Raw genomic sequence first — 18,684 nt, 5'->3', positions numbered from 1 at the left:
CCCATGCACGCTTTGCAAGCCAAGATCCTCGACCCACGCATCGGTAGCGAATTCCCGCTGCCACAGTACGCCACCCCCGGCTCCGCCGGCCTCGACCTGCGTGCCATGCTCCAGCAGGACACCGTACTGGAACCGGGCCAGACCTTGCTGATCCCCACCGGCCTGTCGGTCTATATCGGCGATCCCGGCCTGGCCGCGCTGATCCTGCCGCGCTCGGGCCTTGGCCACAAACACGGCATCGTCCTGGGCAACCTGGTGGGCCTGATCGACTCCGACTATCAGGGCGAACTGATGGTCTCCTGCTGGAACCGTGGTCAGAGCGCGTTCAACATCGCCGTCGGCGAGCGTATTGCCCAGCTGGTACTGGTGCCCGTGGTGCAGGCACACTTCGAAATGGTCCAGGAATTTGACGAAACCCAACGCGGCGCAGGCGGTTTTGGGCATTCGGGCAGCCATTGACCTACGCTGATCCTGGCCGGGTCCGAAGATCCGGCCAGGACCATTCGCGCTGCATTTCAGGATGAGTATTGCGGAGGCGCTATTTGAAAGGCATCAAGCGCAGTGCAAAGACGGCCAACAGCGCCGAGCACCATGACCAGACGTCTGCGAGCGAAACCGCCAACCCGTTGCTGCCGGGCCTGAAAATTGCGCTCGGCGGCCTGCTCCTGGCGGCAGCCCTGCTCTGGTTCGGCGTGCTGGCGCCCTGGAACCAGCTCTTTCGCTCGCAAATGGCGCAAGCAGCCGCGACCACGACCGCCTCGAAACTGTTCCAGGCCATTACCAACCTGACCGCCGAGACCGACGCCGCCGCGCTCAATCCGGCCCTTCTCAAGGCCCTGCAGAGCCCGGACAGCAATGCCGTGAAAATGGCGGAAAACGGCCTGCGCTATCTGCCCGGCCTGGTGGATGCGCAACTGAACCTGCGTGACGCCGCCCAACCGCTCACCGATCGGGCGGCACCGCTCAATTTCTCGGCCCTGGACCTGATCCGCCGTGCCGAGCGTGGCGTCAAACCCGCACCGGAAGCCTACAAGATCGGCCCGCGCTGGCTGATCTACAGCGTTGCACCGCTGCACGAGACGCCCGACGCGCCGGTGGCCGGCACCCTGCTGATGGTCTTCGACCTGCAGCAACTACTCCAGACCCTGACCAACTGGCCCGAGAGTGCCGGCTCGTTACAACTGACCCAAAGCATTCTCGGCAGCCCGGAGCAGGTGCTCGATCAACGCGGGACTGCCGCCTCGACCGACGTCTATCCATTTTCTACCGGCAACTGGACGCTGAAATACAGCCCAGGACCTGCCTACCAGTTCGGCTACCCACTCAGCGCCTACGGCATCATGCTGCTGGCCGCCGTACTGCTGCTCGGCAGCGCCGCCCTGGCGATCCGGCTGACCCACCGCCGCCTGCAAAGCCGCCTGGACAGCGATGCTCGACAGCTGGAACAGCTGTTTCAAGAACTCTCAGGCGGAAAAGCCGTCAAAGCCTTCAGTTTGAGCCTGCCGGCACTCAGTGGACTGGCACAGGAACTGGCGCGGTTCTCCCAACGCAATAGCCAGCCTGCCGCCACCACGAGCCAAACCGGCATCGATACAGGCCCGACGACCCGTAGTGCCCCGGAGCCGATCCAACCCGCCACTCAAGGTGACGACTGGATCGATCCGCTATTCCAAGATGTCGACATCCTTGATATCGACATTCTCGACGAAAACCAGGACTTCCTGAGAACGGAGCACCCTCACCTCATGAACAGCACCGCACCGACACTCCCCGACAGCATCTTCCGCGCCTACGACATCCGTGGCACCGTCCCCGAAACCCTGAACGGCGAAACCGCCTACTGGATCGGCCGTGCCATCGGCTCCCAGAGCCTGGCCCAGGGCGAAGCCAATGTCTCGGTAGGCCGTGACGGCCGCCTGTCCGGCCCGGAACTGGTCCAGCAATTGATCCAGGGCCTGCACGACAGTGGTTGCCATGTCAGCGATGTCGGCCTGGTACCGACCCCCGCCCTGTACTACGCCGCCAACGTGCTGGCCGGCAAGTCCGGCGTCATGCTGACCGGCAGCCACAACCCGTCGAACTACAACGGTTTCAAGATCGTCATCGCCGGCGACACCCTCGCCAACGAACAGATCCAGGCCCTGCACACGCGCCTGAAAACCAACGACCTGAGCAGCGGCAAGGGCAGCATCGAGAAAGTCGACATCCTCGATCGCTACTTCGAGCAGATCCGTGGCGACATCGTGCTGGCGAAAAAACTCAAGGTGGTGGTCGACTGCGGTAACGGCGCTGCCGGCGTGATCGCGCCGCAACTGATCGAGGCCCTGGGCTGTGAAGTGATCCCGCTGTTCTGCGAGGTCGACGGTAACTTCCCGAACCACCACCCGGACCCTGGCAAGCCGGAAAACCTCGAAGACCTGATTGCCAAGGTCAAGGAAACCCATGCCGACCTGGGCCTGGCCTTCGATGGCGACGGCGACCGTGTCGGCGTGGTGACCAACACCGGCAGCATCGTCTTCCCCGACCGCCTGCTGATGCTGTTCGCCAAGGACGTGGTATCGCGCAACCCGGGCGCGGATATCATCTTCGACGTCAAATGCACCCGCCGCCTGACCCCGCTGATCCAGGAATATGGCGGCCGTCCGGTCATGTGGAAGACCGGTCACTCGTTGATCAAGAAGAAAATGAAGCAGAGCGGCGCCCTGCTCGCTGGCGAGATGAGCGGTCATATCTTCTTCAAGGAACGCTGGTTCGGTTTCGACGACGGCATCTACAGCGCCGCACGCCTGCTGGAGATCCTCAGTCAGGAGAAATCCAGCGCCGAAGAGCTGTTCGCGACCTTCCCGAACGATATTTCCACGCCGGAAATCAACATTAATGTGACCGACGAGGGCAAATTCAGCATCATTGAAGCCCTGCACGACGCACAATGGGGCGATGCCAACCTGACCACCATCGATGGTGTGCGGGTCGACTACCCCAAAGGCTGGGGCCTGGTCCGCGCGTCCAACACCACACCGGTGCTGGTACTGCGCTTCGAGGCCGATACCGAGGAAGAGCTGCAGCGCATCAAGGATGTGTTCCACGCCCAGCTCAAACGTGTTGCACCTGATCTCCAACTACCGTTCTGATATCCGGGCAGCCTAGAAAACCGCCCGACCACCTGTTTCACCGGAGCCCTGAATGACCCTCGAACGCGAAGCCGCTGCCAACACCGCCAAGGTTCTTTCCGAAGCGTTGCCTTACATCCGCCGATACGTCGGCAAGACGCTGGTGATCAAGTACGGCGGCAACGCTATGGAAAGCGAGGAGCTCAAGACCGGCTTTGCCCGTGACATCGTGCTGATGAAGGCGGTGGGCATCAACCCGGTGGTCGTGCACGGCGGTGGCCCGCAGATCGGTGATCTGCTCAAGCGCCTGTCCATCGAGAGCCGTTTCGTCGACGGGATGCGCGTCACCGATGCGCAGACCATGGACGTGGTGGAAATGGTCCTCGGCGGCCAGGTGAACAAGAGCATCGTCAACCTGATCAACCGCCACGGCGGCAGCGCCATCGGCCTGACCGGCAAGGACGCGGAACTGATCCGGGCGAAGAAGCTCACCGTGACCCGCCAGACGCCCGAGATGACCGCGCCGGAAATTATCGATTACGGCCAGGTGGGCGAAGTGGTCGGGATCAACACCGACCTGCTCAACCTGCTGGTCAAGGGCGATTTCATTCCGGTGATCGCGCCGATCGGCGTCGGTGCCAACGGTGAGTCCTACAACATCAACGCCGACCTGGTGGCCGGCAAGATCGCCGAGGCGCTGAAGGCCGAGAAGCTGATGCTGCTGACCAACATCGCCGGCCTGATGGACAAGGAAGGCAAGGTCCTGACCGGCCTGAGCACCGACCAGGTCAACGGACTGATTGCCGACGGCACCATCTACGGCGGCATGCTGCCGAAGATCCAGTGCGCGCTGGAAGCGGTTCAGGGCGGCGTGGGCAGCTCGTTGATCATCGACGGCCGGGTACCGAATGCGGTCCTGCTGGAGATCTTCACCGACACCGGCATGGGCACCCTGATCAGCAACCGCAAGCGCCACTGATCGACTCACATCAAAAAGCCCCGCACCGGGAAACCGGGCGGGGCTTTTTTCGTCGTAAGCTCAGCGCAACAACTGCTCGACCCGCGCCCGATCGGCGGCAAAATCCTGCTGGGCCTGGACCCGCGCCGCCTGATAGCGGGCGATCTCGGCCTTCATGCGCGCCTGCTCGTCACGCAAACCACCGAGCTGTGCCAACAGCTCCGGCGAAACCTCCCGGCCCGCACGCTCCTGCTCCGCCGCCTGGCCTTGCAGGCCGGCCTGCTGGGCCAGCAAGGCCTGGAGATGGGTCTGCGTGCTGGCAATCACCGCATCCAGTTCGGCCAGCTTGCGCGCTTGCGCCTTGTCGACCTCGTCGACACTGGAATAGCGCTGCAACAATTGGGCGTTGGCATCGGCGCGGGCCTTCTCGACCCGAATGCGCTGCAGTTGCTCGGGCGTCAGCGCGGGGGCCACGGTCTGCACCACACGGCCCTGCTGGTTCAGGACCTGATAGCCCTTGCCGACGTACTCCGGCGGCACACCCTGGCGGTCCAGCACGGTGACGCCCTTGTCATCGACATAACGATAGAGCAGCACCTCGTCCGCCTGCACGACGAACGAAGCCACAAGGGCCAGGGCCAGACACAGGTAGGCAGGCTGCAAGAGCGGTCAGATCCCGTACTGTGCGCGGTAAGCCTCGACCGCAGGCAGGTGCTGCTTGAGCTGCTCGTCGCCAGCGAGGAATTCCAGCACCTGGTTCAGGGAAACGATGCTCACCACCGGGATACCGAAGTCGCGCTCGACTTCCTGGATCGCCGACAAGTCACCGTTGCCGCGCTCCTGGCGGTTCAGCGCGATCAATACGCCCGCAGCCTTGGCGCCGTCCTGGGATTCGATGATCTGCATCACTTCGCGAATAGCGGTACCGGCGGTGATCACGTCGTCGATGATCAGCACGTTGCCCGTCAGTGGCGCGCCGACCAGGCTGCCGCCTTCGCCGTGGGCCTTGGCTTCCTTGCGGTTGAAGCACCAGGGCAGATCGCGCTGGTGATGTTCGGCCAGGGCCACGGCGGTTGCGGCGGCCAACGGAATACCTTTGTAGGCGGGGCCGAACAGGACGTCGAAGGGAATGCCGCTCTCGACGATCGCCGCCGCATAGAAACGCCCCAACTGGGCCAGGGCGGAGCCGGAGTTGAACAGGCCGGCATTGAAGAAATACGGGCTGGTGCGACCCGACTTCAGGGTGAACTCACCGAAGCGCAAAACCCCGCGATCGATGGCAAAACGGATGAAATCGCGCTGATACGCCTGCATGAAAAAACCCCAAATACCACGAATTTAGCTAATTAGGTAGACCTCGGGTATCATACACGCACGTGATTTTTGGGGCCATTTATGCGGATCATCAGTGTGAACGTCAATGGTATTCAGGCTGCAGTCGAGCGTGGTTTGCTCAGTTGGCTGCAAGCCCAGAATGCCGACGTCATCTGCCTGCAGGACACCCGCGCCTCCGCCTTTGAACTGGATGACCCAGCCTTCCAACTGGATGGCTACTTCCTTTATGCCTGCGATGCCGAAGTCCCCGCCCAGGGTGGCGTGGCTCTGTACTCGCGGCTGCAACCGAAGGCTGTCATCAGCGGTCTCGGTTTCGAGACAGCGGACCGCTACGGGCGCTACCTGCAAGCCGATTTCGACAAGGTCAGCATCGCGACCTTGCTGCTTCCTTCCGGGCAGAACGGCGATGAAGATTTGAACCAGAAGTTCAAGCTTATGGACGACTTCGCCCGCTATCTGGATAAACAGCGGCGCAAACGTCGTGAGTACATCTATTGTGGCTCACTCTATGTGGCGCAACAGAAGCTCGACATCAAGAATTGGCGCGACAGCCAGCAGTCCCCGGGCTTCCTCGCACCGGAACGGGCCTGGATGGACGAGATTCTCGGCAACATGGGTTATGTCGACGCGCTGCGTGAAGTCAGCCGCGAAGCCGACCAGTACAGTTGGTGGCCGGACAACGAACAGGCCGAGATGCTCAACCTCGGCTGGCGTTTCGACTACCAGATCCTGACCCCGGGTCTGCGCCGTTTCGTGCGTAGCGCACGCCTGCCACGCCAGCCGCGCTTCTCGCAGCACGCGCCGCTGATCGTGGACTACGACTGGACGCTGACCATCTGAGCCAACAGCCACAAAAAAGCCGACATCATGTCGGCTTTTTTGCATCTGCCTGGACTGATCAGTCAGCCAGGGCTGCGTTCTGCAGGTCGAAAATCTCGCCCATGCCCTTCTTCGCCAGCTCCAGCATCGCGTTCAGCTCTTCGGGCTGGAACGGCGCGCCTTCGGCGGTGCCCTGGACTTCGATGAAACCGCCCGTGCTGGTCATCACCACGTTGAGGTCGGTCTCGGCAGCGGAGTCTTCCAGGTAGTCAAGGTCCAGTACCGGCTCGCCCTGGTACATGCCCACCGACACGGCGGCGATCATCTGCTTGAGCGGGTTGCCGGCCTTGAGGCCACCGCGTTTCTTGATCACTTTCAACGCATCGGCCAGCGCCACCATGGAGCCGGTGATCGACGCAGTGCGGGTACCGCCATCGGCCTGGATCACATCGCAGTCGACATACAGGGTGATGTCGCCGAGCTTGGACATGTCCAGCGCGGCACGCAGCGAACGGCCGATCAGGCGTTGGATTTCCAGGGTCCGGCCACCCTGCTTGCCACGGCTGGCTTCGCGCTGGGTACGCTCGCCAGTCGCCCGCGGCAGCATGCCGTATTCGGCGGTCAACCAACCCTGGCCCTGCCCCTTGAGGAAACGCGGCACGCCGTTCTCGACACTGACCGTGCAGATCACTTTGGTGTCACCAAACTCAACCAGCACAGACCCCTCGGCGTGTTTGGTGTAGTTGCGGGTAATGCGGATCGAGCGAAGCTGATCGGCGGCGCGACCACTTGGACGTTTCATCTGGGAATACCTGTACTGGGACGGAAATCTACCCGGCATTATAGAGGTCATGGCCGGCACTGGGCACTTCTAATAAATCCGACTGTGTATCAGTGCCCTTCTGCCCACCGGCATTGGGGCATTCGCCACACTGCGCTACAATCCTGCGCCTTTGCTGCCCATCAGCGTCAATCTACCCATCAGGCCCGCCCGGCAACACTGGCAGGCCCGAACAGCGAGGTACTTCCATGGTCCATAGCATGACCGCCTTCGCCCGTGTCGAAAGTGCCGGCGCCCGGGGCACCCTGAGCTGGGAGCTGCGCTCGGTCAACAGCCGCTACCTGGAACCGCACCTGCGCCTGCCGGAGTCGTTCCGCGACCTCGAGGGCGCCGTGCGCGAAGCCCTGCGCCAGGGGCTGTCCCGCGGCAAGCTGGAATGCACCCTGCGATTCACCGAGGAAACCAGCGGCCAGCCGTTGCAGATCGACCGCGAACGCGCCACCCAACTGATCGCCGCCGCCGAAACCGTCGCCAGCCTGATCAAGCAGCCGGCCGCCCTCAACCCACTGGAAGTGCTGGCATGGCCCGGCGTGCTGGTAGCCGACGCGAGCGACCCGCAAGCCCTGAACAACCAGGCCCTGGCCCTGTTCGCCGAAGGCCTGAAGGAACTCAAGCACGGTCGCGAGCGGGAAGGCGCGGAACTGGCCCGCCTGATCAACGAGCGCCTGACCTCGATCGAGGAAGATGTCGCGACCCTGCGCGAACAGGTGCCGCAGATGCTCGCTACCCAGCGCCAGAAGGTCCTCGACCGCTTTGCCGACATGCGAGCCGAGCTGGACCCGCAGCGCCTGGAACAGGAAATGGTCCTGCTCGCCCAGAAAAGCGACGTGGCCGAAGAGCTCGACCGCCTCAGCACCCACATCATCGAAGTGCGCCGGGTGCTCAAGTCCGGAGGAGCCGCCGGTCGGCGCCTGGACTTCCTGATGCAGGAACTCAACCGCGAAGCCAACACCCTGGGCTCCAAGGCCTTCGACACGCGCAGCACCGCCGCTGCGGTCAACCTCAAGGTGTTGATCGAGCAGATGCGCGAACAAGTACAGAATATCGAGTAAGGCTACCTATATGAACCAGAGTACTGGAAATCTCTACATTATTTCCGCCCCTTCCGGCGCGGGTAAAACCAGCTTGGTTAAAGCGCTTACTGAGGCACAGCCAAAAATTCGTGTTGCGGTCTCACATACCACTAGACCTATGCGCCCAGGCGAAGTTAACGGTGTGAACTATCACTTTGTCGACCGTGCCGAGTTTGTGCGAATGGTTGAACACGGCGACTTCCTGGAGCAGGCCGAGGTGTTCGGCAATCTGTACGGTACGTCTCAAAGCCACCTCCAAAAAACGCTGGATGCAGGGTACGACTTGATCTTAGAGATCGATTGGCAAGGCGCTCAGCAAGTACGACGACTAATGCCGCAGGCTCATAGCATCTTTATCCTCCCTCCGTCCCAAGAGGCCTTGCGACAAAGACTGACCTATCGAGGACAAGATAGCGAAGAAGTAATTGAAGGACGGATGAAAGAAGCAGTCAGCGAAATGAGCCACTATGTTGAATATGATTTTTTAATCATCAACGACGATTTTGCACAAGCTCTTGATGAGTTGAAGGCCATTTTTCGCGCCGCAAAACTACAACAACGTCATCAGCAGCAGCGTTTCGGCAATTTGCTGAGCCAATTGCTGGCGTAACAAAGACTTTCCAAACGCGCGGCAAGGGCTTTACATTGCACCTTGTAGCGCGTTGGAGAGGTTGCTGAAAAAATCAGCGCTTCCCTAATCGCTGGTGTTTTTTTAAACTGTCGAGTCCGCTCGCCCATCAGGGCAGCCCGCCTACCGCATTTGCTACGAGGAACACCATGGCCCGCGTAACCGTTGAAGACTGCCTAGAACACGTGGATAACCGTTTCGAGCTGGTCATGCTCTCCACCAAGCGTGCTCGTCAACTGGCGACCGGCGGTAAAGAGCCGAAAGTGGCATGGGAAAACGACAAGCCTACCGTCGTTGCCCTGCGTGAAATCGCTGAAGGCCTGGTGAGCTACGAAATGATCGCCAACGAGGAGATCGTCGAAGACGAACCTCTGTTCGCGGCGTTCGAGGACGAGTCCAACGAGGCCGTCTAAGCCTATGCCTGGTCGACGTAGCACGGCGCAGGGTACAAGGCTTCGGTCGGGGGAAACCTCATGCCGAGCATAGACGCCCTCGCCAATCGCTTATCGGCCTACCTCGGTGCCGACCAGGTCAACCTGGTCCGCCGGGCGTACTTCTACGCAGAACAAGCCCACGACGGCCAACGCCGCCGCAGCGGCGAAGCCTACGTCACGCACCCGCTGGCGGTGGCCAATATTCTTGCCGACATGCACATGGACCATCAGAGCCTGATGGCCGCGATGCTGCATGACGTGATCGAAGACACCGGAATCGCCAAGGAAGCGCTGCAGGCGCAGTTCGGCGAGACCGTCGCCGAACTGGTCGACGGAGTCAGCAAGCTGACTCAGATGAACTTCGAGACCAAGGCCGAGGCACAGGCGGAAAACTTCCAGAAGATGGCGATGGCCATGGCCCGCGATATCCGCGTGATCCTGGTCAAGCTCGCCGACCGTCTGCACAACATGCGTACCCTGGAAGTGCTCTCGGGGGAAAAACGCCGGCGCATCGCCAAGGAAACCCTCGAGATCTATGCGCCCATCGCCAACCGGCTGGGCATGCACGCGGTACGCATCGAGTTCGAGGACCTGGGTTTCAAGGCCATGCATCCGATGCGCTCCGCGCGCATCTACCAGGCGGTCAAGCGCGCCCGGGGCAACCGCAAGGAAATCGTCAACAAGATCGAGGAATCCCTCAGCCACTGCCTGGCGGTGGACGGCATCGAGGGCGAAGTCAGCGGCCGGCAGAAACACCTCTACGGCATCTACAAGAAGATGCGCGGCAAACGTCGGGCCTTCAACGAGATCATGGACGTCTATGCGTTCCGGGTCATCGTCGACAAGGTCGACACCTGCTATCGCGTGCTCGGCGCCGTGCACAACCTGTACAAGCCATTGCCCGGCCGGTTCAAGGACTACATCGCGATTCCCAAGGCCAACGGCTACCAGTCGCTGCATACCACGCTGTTCGGCATGCACGGCGTACCGATCGAGATCCAGATCCGTACCCGAGAAATGGAAGAGATGGCCAACAACGGCATCGCCGCCCACTGGCTGTACAAGTCCAGTGGTGACGAACAACCCAAGGGCACCCATGCCCGCGCCCGCCAGTGGGTCAAGGGCGTGCTGGAAATGCAGCAGCGCGCCGGCAACTCCCTGGAGTTCATCGAGAGCGTGAAGATCGACCTGTTCCCGGACGAGGTCTATGTGTTCACGCCCAAAGGCCGGATCATGGAGCTGCCCAAGGGCTCCACGGCGGTCGACTTCGCCTATGCGGTGCATACCGACGTGGGCAACAGCTGTATTGCCTGTCGGATCAATCGCCGTCTCGCACCGCTGTCCGAACCGCTGCAAAGCGGCTCCACGGTCGAGATCGTCAGTGCGCCCGGTGCCCGGCCGAACCCGGCATGGCTCAATTTCGTGGTAACCGGCAAGGCCCGTACCCATATTCGCCACGCCCTGAAGCTGCAACGCCGCTCCGAGTCCATCAGCCTCGGCGAACGCCTGCTGAACAAGGTGCTCAATGGCTTCGACAGTGCCCTGGACAAGATTCCGCTCGAACGCGTGCAGTCGATTCTGCACGAGTACCGCCTGGAACTGATCGAGGACCTGCTCGAGGACATCGGCCTGGGCAATCGCATGGCCTACGTGGTCGCCCGACGCATGATGGGCGAAGGCGAACAGTTGCCGAGCCCCGAAGGCCCGTTGGCGATTCGCGGCACCGAGGGCCTGGTGCTCAGCTACGCCAAGTGCTGCACACCGATTCCGGGCGATCCGATCGTCGGCCATCTGTCGGCCGGCAAGGGGATGGTCGTGCACCTGGAAAACTGCCGCAATATCAGCGAAATCCGCCACAATCCGGAAAAATGCATCCAGCTCTCCTGGGCCAAGGATGTCACCGGCGAATTCAATGTCGAACTGCGCGTCGAGCTGGAACACCAGCGCGGCCTGATTGCCCTGCTGGCCAGCAGCGTCAACGCGGCCGACGGCAATATCGAGAAAATCAGCATGGACGAGCGCGATGGCCGCATCAGTGTGGTCCAACTGGTCGTCAGCGTGCACGACCGCGTGCACCTGGCCCGCGTGATCAAGAAGCTGCGCGCCCTCACCGGCGTGATCCGTATCACCCGCATGCGTGCCTAGCTCGCCAGCGCCCGGACACTACAAGGAATCATTCATGACCCAGAGCGTTTTCAGCATCGACAAGGCCACTGCCGCCATCGGTGTGGCGGCGCTGCCATGCGGCGCACAAGTCGAAATGGACACGACTCTGGTCATCGAATAAGCCTTTCCAGAACCACCCGCACTGCCTGCAAGGATTCCACCATGCGCAAAGCGCTCGCCCTCCCGCTGTTCGCCCTCCTGCTTGGCGGTTGCGCCAGCGATCCCGCCAAATATGACATCAGCGGCACCTGGATCAACCAGGCGGCCATTGACGCTGCCGTGAAAAAAGGCAGCCTGCGCGAAGCCCTGGATACCTACGGGCCGAACCTGGAATGGAACATCGACACGCGCAACGGCCAGGCCAAGTACAGCAACGGCTTCGAACGCCCCGAAGGACATGTGCGGGCGGACGGCAAGCAGAAGTGGCACGCTGACTTCTACGGCAGCACCGGCACCCCGCTGGTGCGCGACGGCAAGGAACTGATTCAAGGCGCCAGCGAGTCCGAACCCGAGCAAACCTTCGCGCGCGCCCAGAATGAACTGCCGGCCGGCGCGCCAGTCGGCGCCAGCTTCGAACAGACGCTGTATACCGACTACATGGGTGGCGACTGGAAGATCGTCAGCGGTCCCGGCGAAGGTGCGCAGGTGAAGTTCCTGCCGGACGGCCGCCTGGAGGGCCTGCCCGGCGCCGATCGCTACGCCCTTTGCCTGGCGGGCGATTGCGCGAACATGAGCGGCAACAACGACAGCATCTGGCTGCAGCAGGGCGACAAGGGCAATGCCTGGATCTTCGTGCGCAAGGGCAAGCAACTGGAGATTTTCCAGGCCCTGAACTCCGCCCAGGCCGACGAACAGCCGCAGCTCTATCCCGGCAATCGCCAGTGGCTGCTGGAGAAATAACCGATACCCTGTAGACGCCAGCGCCTACAGGGTACGTGTCAGCAACGCCCTTCGAGAATCGCCGCGTATCCTTCACGATAACTGGGATAACGCGGCACCCAGCCCAGAGCCCGCGCACGGGCATTGCTGCAACGCTTGCTGCCGGTACGGCGCACGCTGGCCTCGGCATCCCACTCGGTCACGCCCAGATAATCGCGCAACCAGCCCACCACCTCGGCCAAAGGCGCCGGCGAATCGTCGACGCCGATGTAACAGTCCTCCAGCACCTTGCCCGCCCGATCGGCCTCCAGCAGGAACGCCAGCAGCCCGGCGGCGTCATCGGCATGAATGCGATTGCCATACAGGGGCGGCTCGACCGCCACCTGATAGCCACGGCGCACCTGCGTCAGCAGCCACTCGCGACCAGGCCCGTAAATGCCGGTCAGGCGTACCCGGCTCGCCGCGATGCCGCTGTCGAGCGCCAGTTGCTCGGCCTCAAGCATCAGACGCCCGGAATAACTCTCGGCCTCGGTCGCCGAAGTTTCATCCACCCACTCGCCATGCTGCTGCACATAGACACTGCTGCTGGAGACGAACAATAGCCGCCGCGGCTGCTGCCCGGACTCCTTGAGCCAACTCAGGACATGCCGCAGACCGTCGACATAGGCAGCTCGATAACCGGCCTCGTCGTGATCGGTCGCAGCCGCGCAATACACCACGTAATCCAGAGAGCCCGTCGGCCAGGTCGCAGGTCGCTGAGCGTCGAACAGATCGCCCGCTACCCCGCGCACGCCTTCGGGCAGACGGGAAATCGACCGGCGCAAACCGTGCACCTGCCAGCCCTGGCCCAGCAACTGGCTGGCCAGCCGGCCACCGACATCGCCGCAACCAGCGATCAGAACAGAAGGAGCGTACATCGGAAATCTCCATACAAAGGGGCACAGACTAGCCTCAGGAATGGACGAGCGGCTAGCAATCGAAGAAAAAAAGAGACGCTATTACTTCTGCTAACAAGAATTACTTGCAATAATACCCGACCATTTGTTCTCGGCCCCCACGAGGCCTGGAAGGACAAGACCCACTTCTACTTCTCTCAGGTCCGGCCAGCATGACACGCAATCACTCTTCCGCCTCGCCAACCCAGCCCCACCGCCCGTCACGCGCCTGGCGCTCGTTAGCGGCGGTACTGTTCAGCCTGTTGCTGGCCCCGACTGCCGCTTTTGCTGATGAGCCAGCCAACCACGCCGCACCTGCCGCCACCGCTCCAGCCACAGCTCCAGCCGCCGCGCCGGTCGTGACGCCCGTCGCTGCCGACCAGGCCCCAGCGCAAAACGCCGCAGGTGCCGAAGGCTCCGAGGCCGATGCGCAACCCGCCGAAGCCAACAGCCTGGGCATGTCCCACGACCTGTCGCCATGGGGCATGTACCAGAATGCCGACATCGTCGTAAAACTGGTAATGATCGGCCTGGCTATCGCTTCGATCATCACCTGGACCATCTGGATCGCCAAGGGTTTCGAACTGCTGGGCGCCAAACGCCGCCTGCGCGGTGAAATCGCCAACCTGAAGAAAGCCATCACCCTCAAGGAAGCCAGCGCCAGCGCCGCCAAAGAAGGCACCCTGGCCAACCTGCTGGTGCACGACGCCCTCGAAGAAATGCGTCTGTCGGCCAACAGCCGCGAGAAGGAAGGCATGAAGGAGCGCGTCAGCTTCCGCCTGGAGCGCCTGGTTGCCGCCTGCGGCCGCAACATGAGCAGCGGCACCGGCGTACTGGCTACCATCGGCTCCACCGCACCGTTCGTCGGTCTGTTCGGTACCGTATGGGGCATCATGAACAGCTTCATCGGTATCGCCAAGACCCAGACCACCAACCTCGCGGTGGTTGCACCAGGTATCGCCGAAGCCCTGCTGGCGACCGCCCTGGGCCTGGTCGCAGCCATCCCGGCCGTGGTGATCTACAACGTCTTCGCCCGCTCCATCGCTGGCTACAAGGCGCAGGTCTCGGACGCTTCGGCACAGGTTCTGCTGCTGGTCAGCCGCGACCTCGACCACCTGCCACCAGAGCGTGCCAGCCAACCGCAAATGGTCAAAGTGGGGTAAGCGACCATGGGCCTGCATTTGAAAGAAGGCGCAGACGACGATCTGGCCGAGAATCATGAAATCAACGTCACGCCGTTCATCGACGTGATGCTGGTGCTGCTGATCATCTTCATGGTCGCGGCGCCCCTGGCCACCGTGGACATCAAGGTCGATCTGCCCGCCTCGACGGCCAAGCCGTCGCCGCGCCCGGAGAAGCCGGTGTTCCTCAGCGTCAAGGCCGACCAGAAGCTGTTCCTCGGTGAAGAAGAGGTCAAGGCCGAGTCCCTGGGCCCGGCCCTGGACGCCAAGACCCACGGCAAGAAAGACACCACCATCTTCTTCCAGGCCGACAAGGGCGTGGACTACGGCGACCTGATGCGTGTCATGGACTCGCTGCGCGCAGCCGGTTACCTGAAGGTCGGCCTGGTCGGACTTGAGACGGCAGCCAAGAAATGATCACGACGCGCCACAAACTGACGCGTTACGGCGGTAGCCTGGCCCTGGTCCTGGGCGTTCATGCGGTGGCGATCCTCGCCGCCCTGAACTGGTCGGTGTCCAAGCCGATCGAGCTACCGCAGCAGGCCATGATGGTCGAGCTGGCACCGCTGCCACCCGCACCACCACCGCCGGCACCGCCCAAGGTGGTGACGCCGCCCACGCCGCCGGCACCGGAAGAGGAATTGCCGCTGCCCAAGCTGGCCGAAGCGCCCAAGCCGACCATCTCGGTACCCAAGCCGGTCAAGCCCAAACCCAAGCCACAGCCGCCCAAGCCGGAAGTGAAGAAGGAACCGGAAAAGGAAAAACCCAAGGAGGAAGAAAAGCCTTCCGAGGAGCCCCCGACCACCCGTCCGCCGGAGAAATCCGCAGCGCCGGCACCAGGTCCGTCGCCCCAGCAGCTCGCTGCCAAGGCCAGTTGGGAAGGCACCTTGCTGGCACATTTGGGCAAGTACAAGAAGTACCCGCAGGCCGCACGACTGCGAAACAAGGAAGGCCTGAACCGTCTGCGTTTTGTCGTCGACGCCGAAGGCAAGGTGCTCTCGTACGAACTGGTGGGCCGTTCGGGGAACGCCGATCTGGACCGGGCGACCCTGGAAATGATCCGCAGCGCCCAGCCGCTGCCCAAGCCACCGGCAGAGATGCTGACCAACGGCAGCATCGAGATCGTCGCGCCCTTCGTCTACTCCATCGACAAGCGCAACCGCTAGCCCTCCCAGAATCCCACGCAACCCGTGGGATTCTTCTCCCTGCGCCAACATTAACGACAATCTTCACCCAAACCTTCACCTGATAACGTGCGTCTATCGATGGCAGCCGTTATGCTTGGGCGGCAACCTCATGGACGCCCACGATGACCCTGACCGAATTACGCTACATCGTTACCCTCGCCCAAGAACAACACTTCGGTCATGCGGCCGAGCGCTGCCATGTCAGCCAGCCGACCCTGTCAGTGGGCGTGAAAAAGCTGGAAGACGAACTCGGCGTGCTGATCTTCGAGCGCAGCAAGAGCGCCGTGCGCCTGACGCCGGTTGGCGAAAGCATCGTCGCCCAGGCCCAAAAGGTCCTGGAACAGGCCCAGGGCATCCGTGAACTGGCCCAGGCCGGGAAAAACCAGCTGACCGCGCCGCTGAAAGTCGGTGCGATCTACACCGTTGGCCCCTACCTGTTCCCGCACCTGATCCCGCAACTGCACCGGGTCGCCCCGCAGATGCCGTTGTACATCGAGGAAAACTTCACCCACGTCCTGCGCGACAAGCTGCGTAACGGTGAATTGGACGCCGTGATCATCGCCCTGCCGTTCAACGAGGCCGATGTGCTGACCCTGCCGCTGTACGACGAGCCGTTCTACGTGCTGATGCCGGCCTCGCACCCCTGGACCCGCAAGGAAACCATCGACAGCGCCCTGCTCAACGACAAGAGCCTGCTGCTGCTCGGCGAAGGCCACTGCTTCCGCGACCAGGTTCTCGAAGCCTGCCCGACGCTGGCCAAGGGCAGCGACGCGGCCAAGCACACCACGGTCGAATCCAGCTCCCTGGAAACCATCCGCCACATGGTCGCCTCCGGCCTGGGCGTGTCGGTGCTGCCGCTGTCGGCGGTGGATAGCCATCACTACGCCCCCGGTGTCATCGAGGTGCGTCCGCTGACGCCACCCACGCCGTTCCGCACGGTGGCCATCGCCTGGCGGGCCAGTTTCCCTCGGCCCAAGGCGATCGAGATCCTCGCCGACTCGATCCGCCTGTGCTCGGTGGCCAAGCCGCCCGCTGCGAGCTGAATGCCGTGACTGAGCTGTCGCAGGTGCCCGTCACGGCACTCAAGGGGGTCGGCGAAGCCATGGCCGAGAAGCTGGCCAAGGTCGGCCTGGAAACCATCCAGGATGTACTGTTTCACCTGCCCCTGCGCTACCAGGACCGGACCCGTGTCGTCCCCATCGGAGCCCTGCGCCCCGGCCAGGACGCGGTGATCGAAGGCGTGGTCAGCGGTGCCGATGTGGTCATGGGCAAGCGTCGCAGCCTGCTGGTAAGGCTCAATGACGGCACCGGCGGGCTGAGCCTGCGCTTCTATCATTTCAGCAACGCCCAGAAGGAAGGTCTCAAGCGCGGCACCCATGTGCGCTGCTACGGCGAGGCCCGGCCCGGCGCCTCGGGACTGGAAATCTATCACCCGGAATACCGTGCCCTGACCGGTGACGAGCCGCCGCCGGTCGACCAGACCCTGACCCCGATCTACCCGCTGACCGAAGGCCTGACCCAGCAACGCCTGCGCCTGCTGAGCCAGCAGAGCCTGGCCATGCTCGGGCCGCGCAGCCTGCCGGACTGGTTGCCACGGGAACTGGCCAGCGACTACCAGTTGGCCCCCCTGGACGATGCGATCCGCTACCTGCACCAGCCACCGGCCGATGCCGATGTCGAAGAACTCGCCCTCGGCCATCACTGGGCCCAGCACCGCCTGGCCTTCGAAGAGCTGCTCACCCATCAGCTGTCCCAACAACGCCTGCGCGAAAGCCTGCGGGCCCTGCGTGCGCCGGCCCTGCCGAAAGCACGCAAGCTGCCGGCGCAGTTTCTCGCCAACCTCGGCTTCCCGCCGACTGGCGCCCAGCAGCGGGTCGGCAACGAAGTCGCCTACGACCTCAGCCAGCCCGAACCGATGCTGCGCCTGATCCAGGGCGATGTTGGCGCGGGCAAGACCGTGGTCGCCGCCCTGGCCGCCCTGCAGGCGCTGGAAGCGGGCTATCAGGTGGCACTGATGGCACCGACCGAGATCCTCGCCGAGCAGCACTTCATCAATTTCCAGCGCTGGCTGACCCCCTTGGGCATCGAAACCGCCTGGCTGGCCGGCAAGCTCAAGGGCAAGGCCCGCGCCAGCGCCCTGGAACAGATTGCCAGCGGCACGCCGATGGTGGTGGGTACCCACGCGCTGTTCCAAGACGAAGTCCGGTTCAAGAACCTCGCCCTGGTGATCATCGACGAACAACACCGCTTCGGCGTCCAACAGCGCCTGGCCCTGCGCCAGAAGGGCGTGGGCGGGCGGATGTGCCCGCACCAGCTGATCATGACCGCCACGCCAATCCCGCGCACCCTGGCAATGAGCGCCTATGCCGATCTCGACACCTCGATCCTCGACGAACTGCCGCCCGGCCGTACACCGGTCAATACCGTGCTGGTCGCCGACAGCCGGCGCTTCGAGGTGGTCGAGCGGGTCCGCGCCGCCTGTGCCGAAGGCCGCCAGGCCTACTGGGTGTGCACGCTGATCGAAGAGTCCGAAGAACTGACCTGCCAGGCCGCCGAAACCACCTTCGAAGAATTGACCGCCGCTCTGGGCGAGTTGCGGGTCGGCCTGATCCACGGGCGCATGAAGCCGGCGGAAAAGGCCGCAGTGATGGCCGAATTCAAGGTGGGCAACCTGCAACTGCTGGTCGCCACCACGGTGATCGAAGTCGGCGTCGATGTGCCCAACGCCAGCCTGATGATCATCGAAAACCCCGAACGCCTGGGCCTGGCGCAACTGCACCAGTTGCGTGGCCGGGTCGGCCGGGGCAGCGCCGTCAGCCACTGCGTACTGCTCTACCACCCGCCGCTGTCCCAGATCGGCCGCCAGCGGCTGGGCATCATGCGCGAGACCAACGACGGCTTCGTCATCGCCGAAAAAGACCTGGAACTGCGCGGCCCTGGTGAAATGCTCGGCACCCGCCAGACCGGCCTGCTGCAGTTCAAGGTCGCCGACCTGATGCGCGATGCCGACCTGCTACCGGCCGTCCGCGATGCGGCCCAAGCGCTGCTGGCACATTGGCCACAACATGTCAGCCCGCTGCTGGAACGCTGGCTGCGTCACGGTCAGCAATACGGCCAAGTGTGATAGACCTCACAATT

18 protein-coding genes and 1 pseudogene are annotated in these 18,684 nt (G+C 62.9%); 15 read left to right on the top strand and 4 right to left on the bottom strand.

Annotated features, from left to right (window positions below; genetic code table 11):
• The first annotated feature begins 3 nt into the window (after nt 1-3).
• The 3 genes from dut (at nt 4) to argB (ending at nt 4,089) form a co-directional block, all read left to right on the top strand.
• A complete protein-coding gene (gene dut / locus BLU37_RS08125; RefSeq protein WP_010447902.1) occupies nt 4-459 on the top strand; it encodes a dUTP diphosphatase in 456 nt (151 codons plus the stop codon).
• Between the two features lie 83 nt (nt 460-542).
• Complete coding sequence (locus BLU37_RS29860) at nt 543-3,131, top strand: phosphomannomutase/phosphoglucomutase (protein WP_090203856.1); 2,589 nt, start codon at nt 543-545, stop codon at nt 3,129-3,131.
• Nucleotides 3,132-3,183: 52 nt separating this feature from the next.
• Nucleotides 3,184-4,089 (top strand): acetylglutamate kinase, encoded by a 906-nt coding sequence (argB, locus tag BLU37_RS08115; protein WP_010447900.1) that lies wholly within the window; start codon nt 3,184-3,186, stop codon nt 4,087-4,089.
• Nucleotides 4,090-4,149: 60 nt separating this feature from the next.
• Here the strand turns inward: argB and BLU37_RS08110 are convergent, their stop codons facing one another.
• Nucleotides 4,150-4,731 (bottom strand): DUF4124 domain-containing protein, encoded by a 582-nt coding sequence (locus BLU37_RS08110; RefSeq protein ID WP_090203854.1) that lies wholly within the window; start codon nt 4,729-4,731, stop codon nt 4,150-4,152.
• 6 nt (nt 4,732-4,737) lie between these two features.
• Complete coding sequence (gene pyrE / locus BLU37_RS08105) at nt 4,738-5,382, bottom strand: orotate phosphoribosyltransferase (RefSeq protein WP_010447897.1); 645 nt, start codon at nt 5,380-5,382, stop codon at nt 4,738-4,740.
• 81 nt (nt 5,383-5,463) lie between these two features.
• Here pyrE and BLU37_RS08100 point away from each other — a divergent pair, with 81 nt between their 5' ends.
• Nucleotides 5,464-6,243, top strand: a complete 780-nt coding sequence (locus BLU37_RS08100; RefSeq protein WP_010447896.1) for an exodeoxyribonuclease III — start codon at nt 5,464-5,466, stop codon at nt 6,241-6,243.
• Between the two features lie 58 nt (nt 6,244-6,301).
• Here the strand turns inward: BLU37_RS08100 and rph are convergent, their stop codons facing one another.
• Nucleotides 6,302-7,024, bottom strand: a complete 723-nt coding sequence (rph, locus tag BLU37_RS08095; RefSeq protein ID WP_010447894.1) for a ribonuclease PH — start codon at nt 7,022-7,024, stop codon at nt 6,302-6,304.
• Between the two features lie 227 nt (nt 7,025-7,251).
• On the opposite strand from rph, the gene BLU37_RS08090 reads away from it, so the two are divergent.
• The 6 genes and pseudogenes from BLU37_RS08090 to BLU37_RS08070 all read left to right on the top strand — a co-directional run bounded on the left by BLU37_RS08090 (nt 7,252) and on the right by BLU37_RS08070 (nt 12,264).
• The gene (locus tag BLU37_RS08090) at nt 7,252-8,115 is read left to right on the top strand and encodes a YicC/YloC family endoribonuclease (RefSeq protein ID WP_029532748.1); all 864 of its coding nucleotides are present in this window, start codon (nt 7,252-7,254) and stop codon (nt 8,113-8,115) included.
• A 10-nt stretch (nt 8,116-8,125) separates the two neighbouring features.
• The gene (gmk, locus tag BLU37_RS08085) at nt 8,126-8,746 is read left to right on the top strand and encodes a guanylate kinase (protein ID WP_090203851.1); all 621 of its coding nucleotides are present in this window, start codon (nt 8,126-8,128) and stop codon (nt 8,744-8,746) included.
• A gap of 167 nt (nt 8,747-8,913) precedes the next feature.
• Entirely contained in the window at nt 8,914-9,177 is a 264-nt protein-coding gene (gene rpoZ, locus BLU37_RS08080) for a DNA-directed RNA polymerase subunit omega (protein ID WP_010447888.1), read from the top strand.
• Between the two features lie 60 nt (nt 9,178-9,237).
• Nucleotides 9,238-11,343 (top strand): bifunctional GTP diphosphokinase/guanosine-3',5'-bis pyrophosphate 3'-pyrophosphohydrolase, encoded by a 2,106-nt coding sequence (gene spoT / locus BLU37_RS08075; protein WP_010447886.1) that lies wholly within the window; start codon nt 9,238-9,240, stop codon nt 11,341-11,343.
• Between the two features lie 64 nt (nt 11,344-11,407).
• A pseudogene (locus BLU37_RS28975) lies at nt 11,408-11,485 on the top strand (RidA family protein); the annotation flags it as partial.
• 41 nt (nt 11,486-11,526) lie between these two features.
• A complete protein-coding gene (locus tag BLU37_RS08070; RefSeq protein WP_090203847.1) occupies nt 11,527-12,264 on the top strand; it encodes a hypothetical protein in 738 nt (245 codons plus the stop codon).
• Nucleotides 12,265-12,302: 38 nt separating this feature from the next.
• Here the strand turns inward: BLU37_RS08070 and BLU37_RS08065 are convergent, their stop codons facing one another.
• Entirely contained in the window at nt 12,303-13,160 is an 858-nt protein-coding gene (locus BLU37_RS08065; protein WP_090203844.1) for an SDR family oxidoreductase, read from the bottom strand.
• A gap of 191 nt (nt 13,161-13,351) precedes the next feature.
• Here BLU37_RS08065 and exbB point away from each other — a divergent pair, with 191 nt between their 5' ends.
• From exbB to recG, 5 genes are all read left to right on the top strand, one after another.
• Nucleotides 13,352-14,341 carry a tonB-system energizer ExbB gene (exbB, locus tag BLU37_RS08060; protein WP_090203840.1) on the top strand — a complete coding sequence of 330 codons (990 nt, stop codon included), beginning with the start codon at nt 13,352-13,354 and terminating at the stop codon, nt 14,339-14,341.
• A gap of 6 nt (nt 14,342-14,347) precedes the next feature.
• A complete protein-coding gene (gene exbD / locus BLU37_RS08055) occupies nt 14,348-14,776 on the top strand; it encodes a TonB system transport protein ExbD (protein WP_010447880.1) in 429 nt (142 codons plus the stop codon).
• Nucleotides 14,773-15,525, top strand: coding sequence for an energy transducer TonB family protein (locus BLU37_RS08050; protein ID WP_010447879.1), 753 nt, complete (start codon nt 14,773-14,775; stop codon nt 15,523-15,525). Before exbD ends, BLU37_RS08050 begins: the two co-directional genes overlap by 4 nt.
• Before the next feature lie 143 nt (nt 15,526-15,668).
• Nucleotides 15,669-16,589: a hydrogen peroxide-inducible genes activator gene (locus tag BLU37_RS08045; RefSeq protein ID WP_010447878.1), complete on the top strand. Its 921-nt coding sequence runs from the start codon at nt 15,669-15,671 to the stop codon at nt 16,587-16,589.
• A gap of 5 nt (nt 16,590-16,594) precedes the next feature.
• Nucleotides 16,595-18,670, top strand: coding sequence for an ATP-dependent DNA helicase RecG (gene recG, locus BLU37_RS08040; RefSeq protein ID WP_026007838.1), 2,076 nt, complete (start codon nt 16,595-16,597; stop codon nt 18,668-18,670).
• The last annotated feature ends 14 nt before the right edge of the window (nt 18,671-18,684 follow it).

This window comes from Pseudomonas asplenii, assembly GCF_900105475.1.
Classification (GTDB): Bacteria; Pseudomonadota; Gammaproteobacteria; order Pseudomonadales; family Pseudomonadaceae; genus Aquipseudomonas; species Aquipseudomonas asplenii.
The sequence above is the reverse complement of the archived record's forward strand: the minus strand, read 5'-3'. Positions and strand labels throughout refer to the sequence as shown.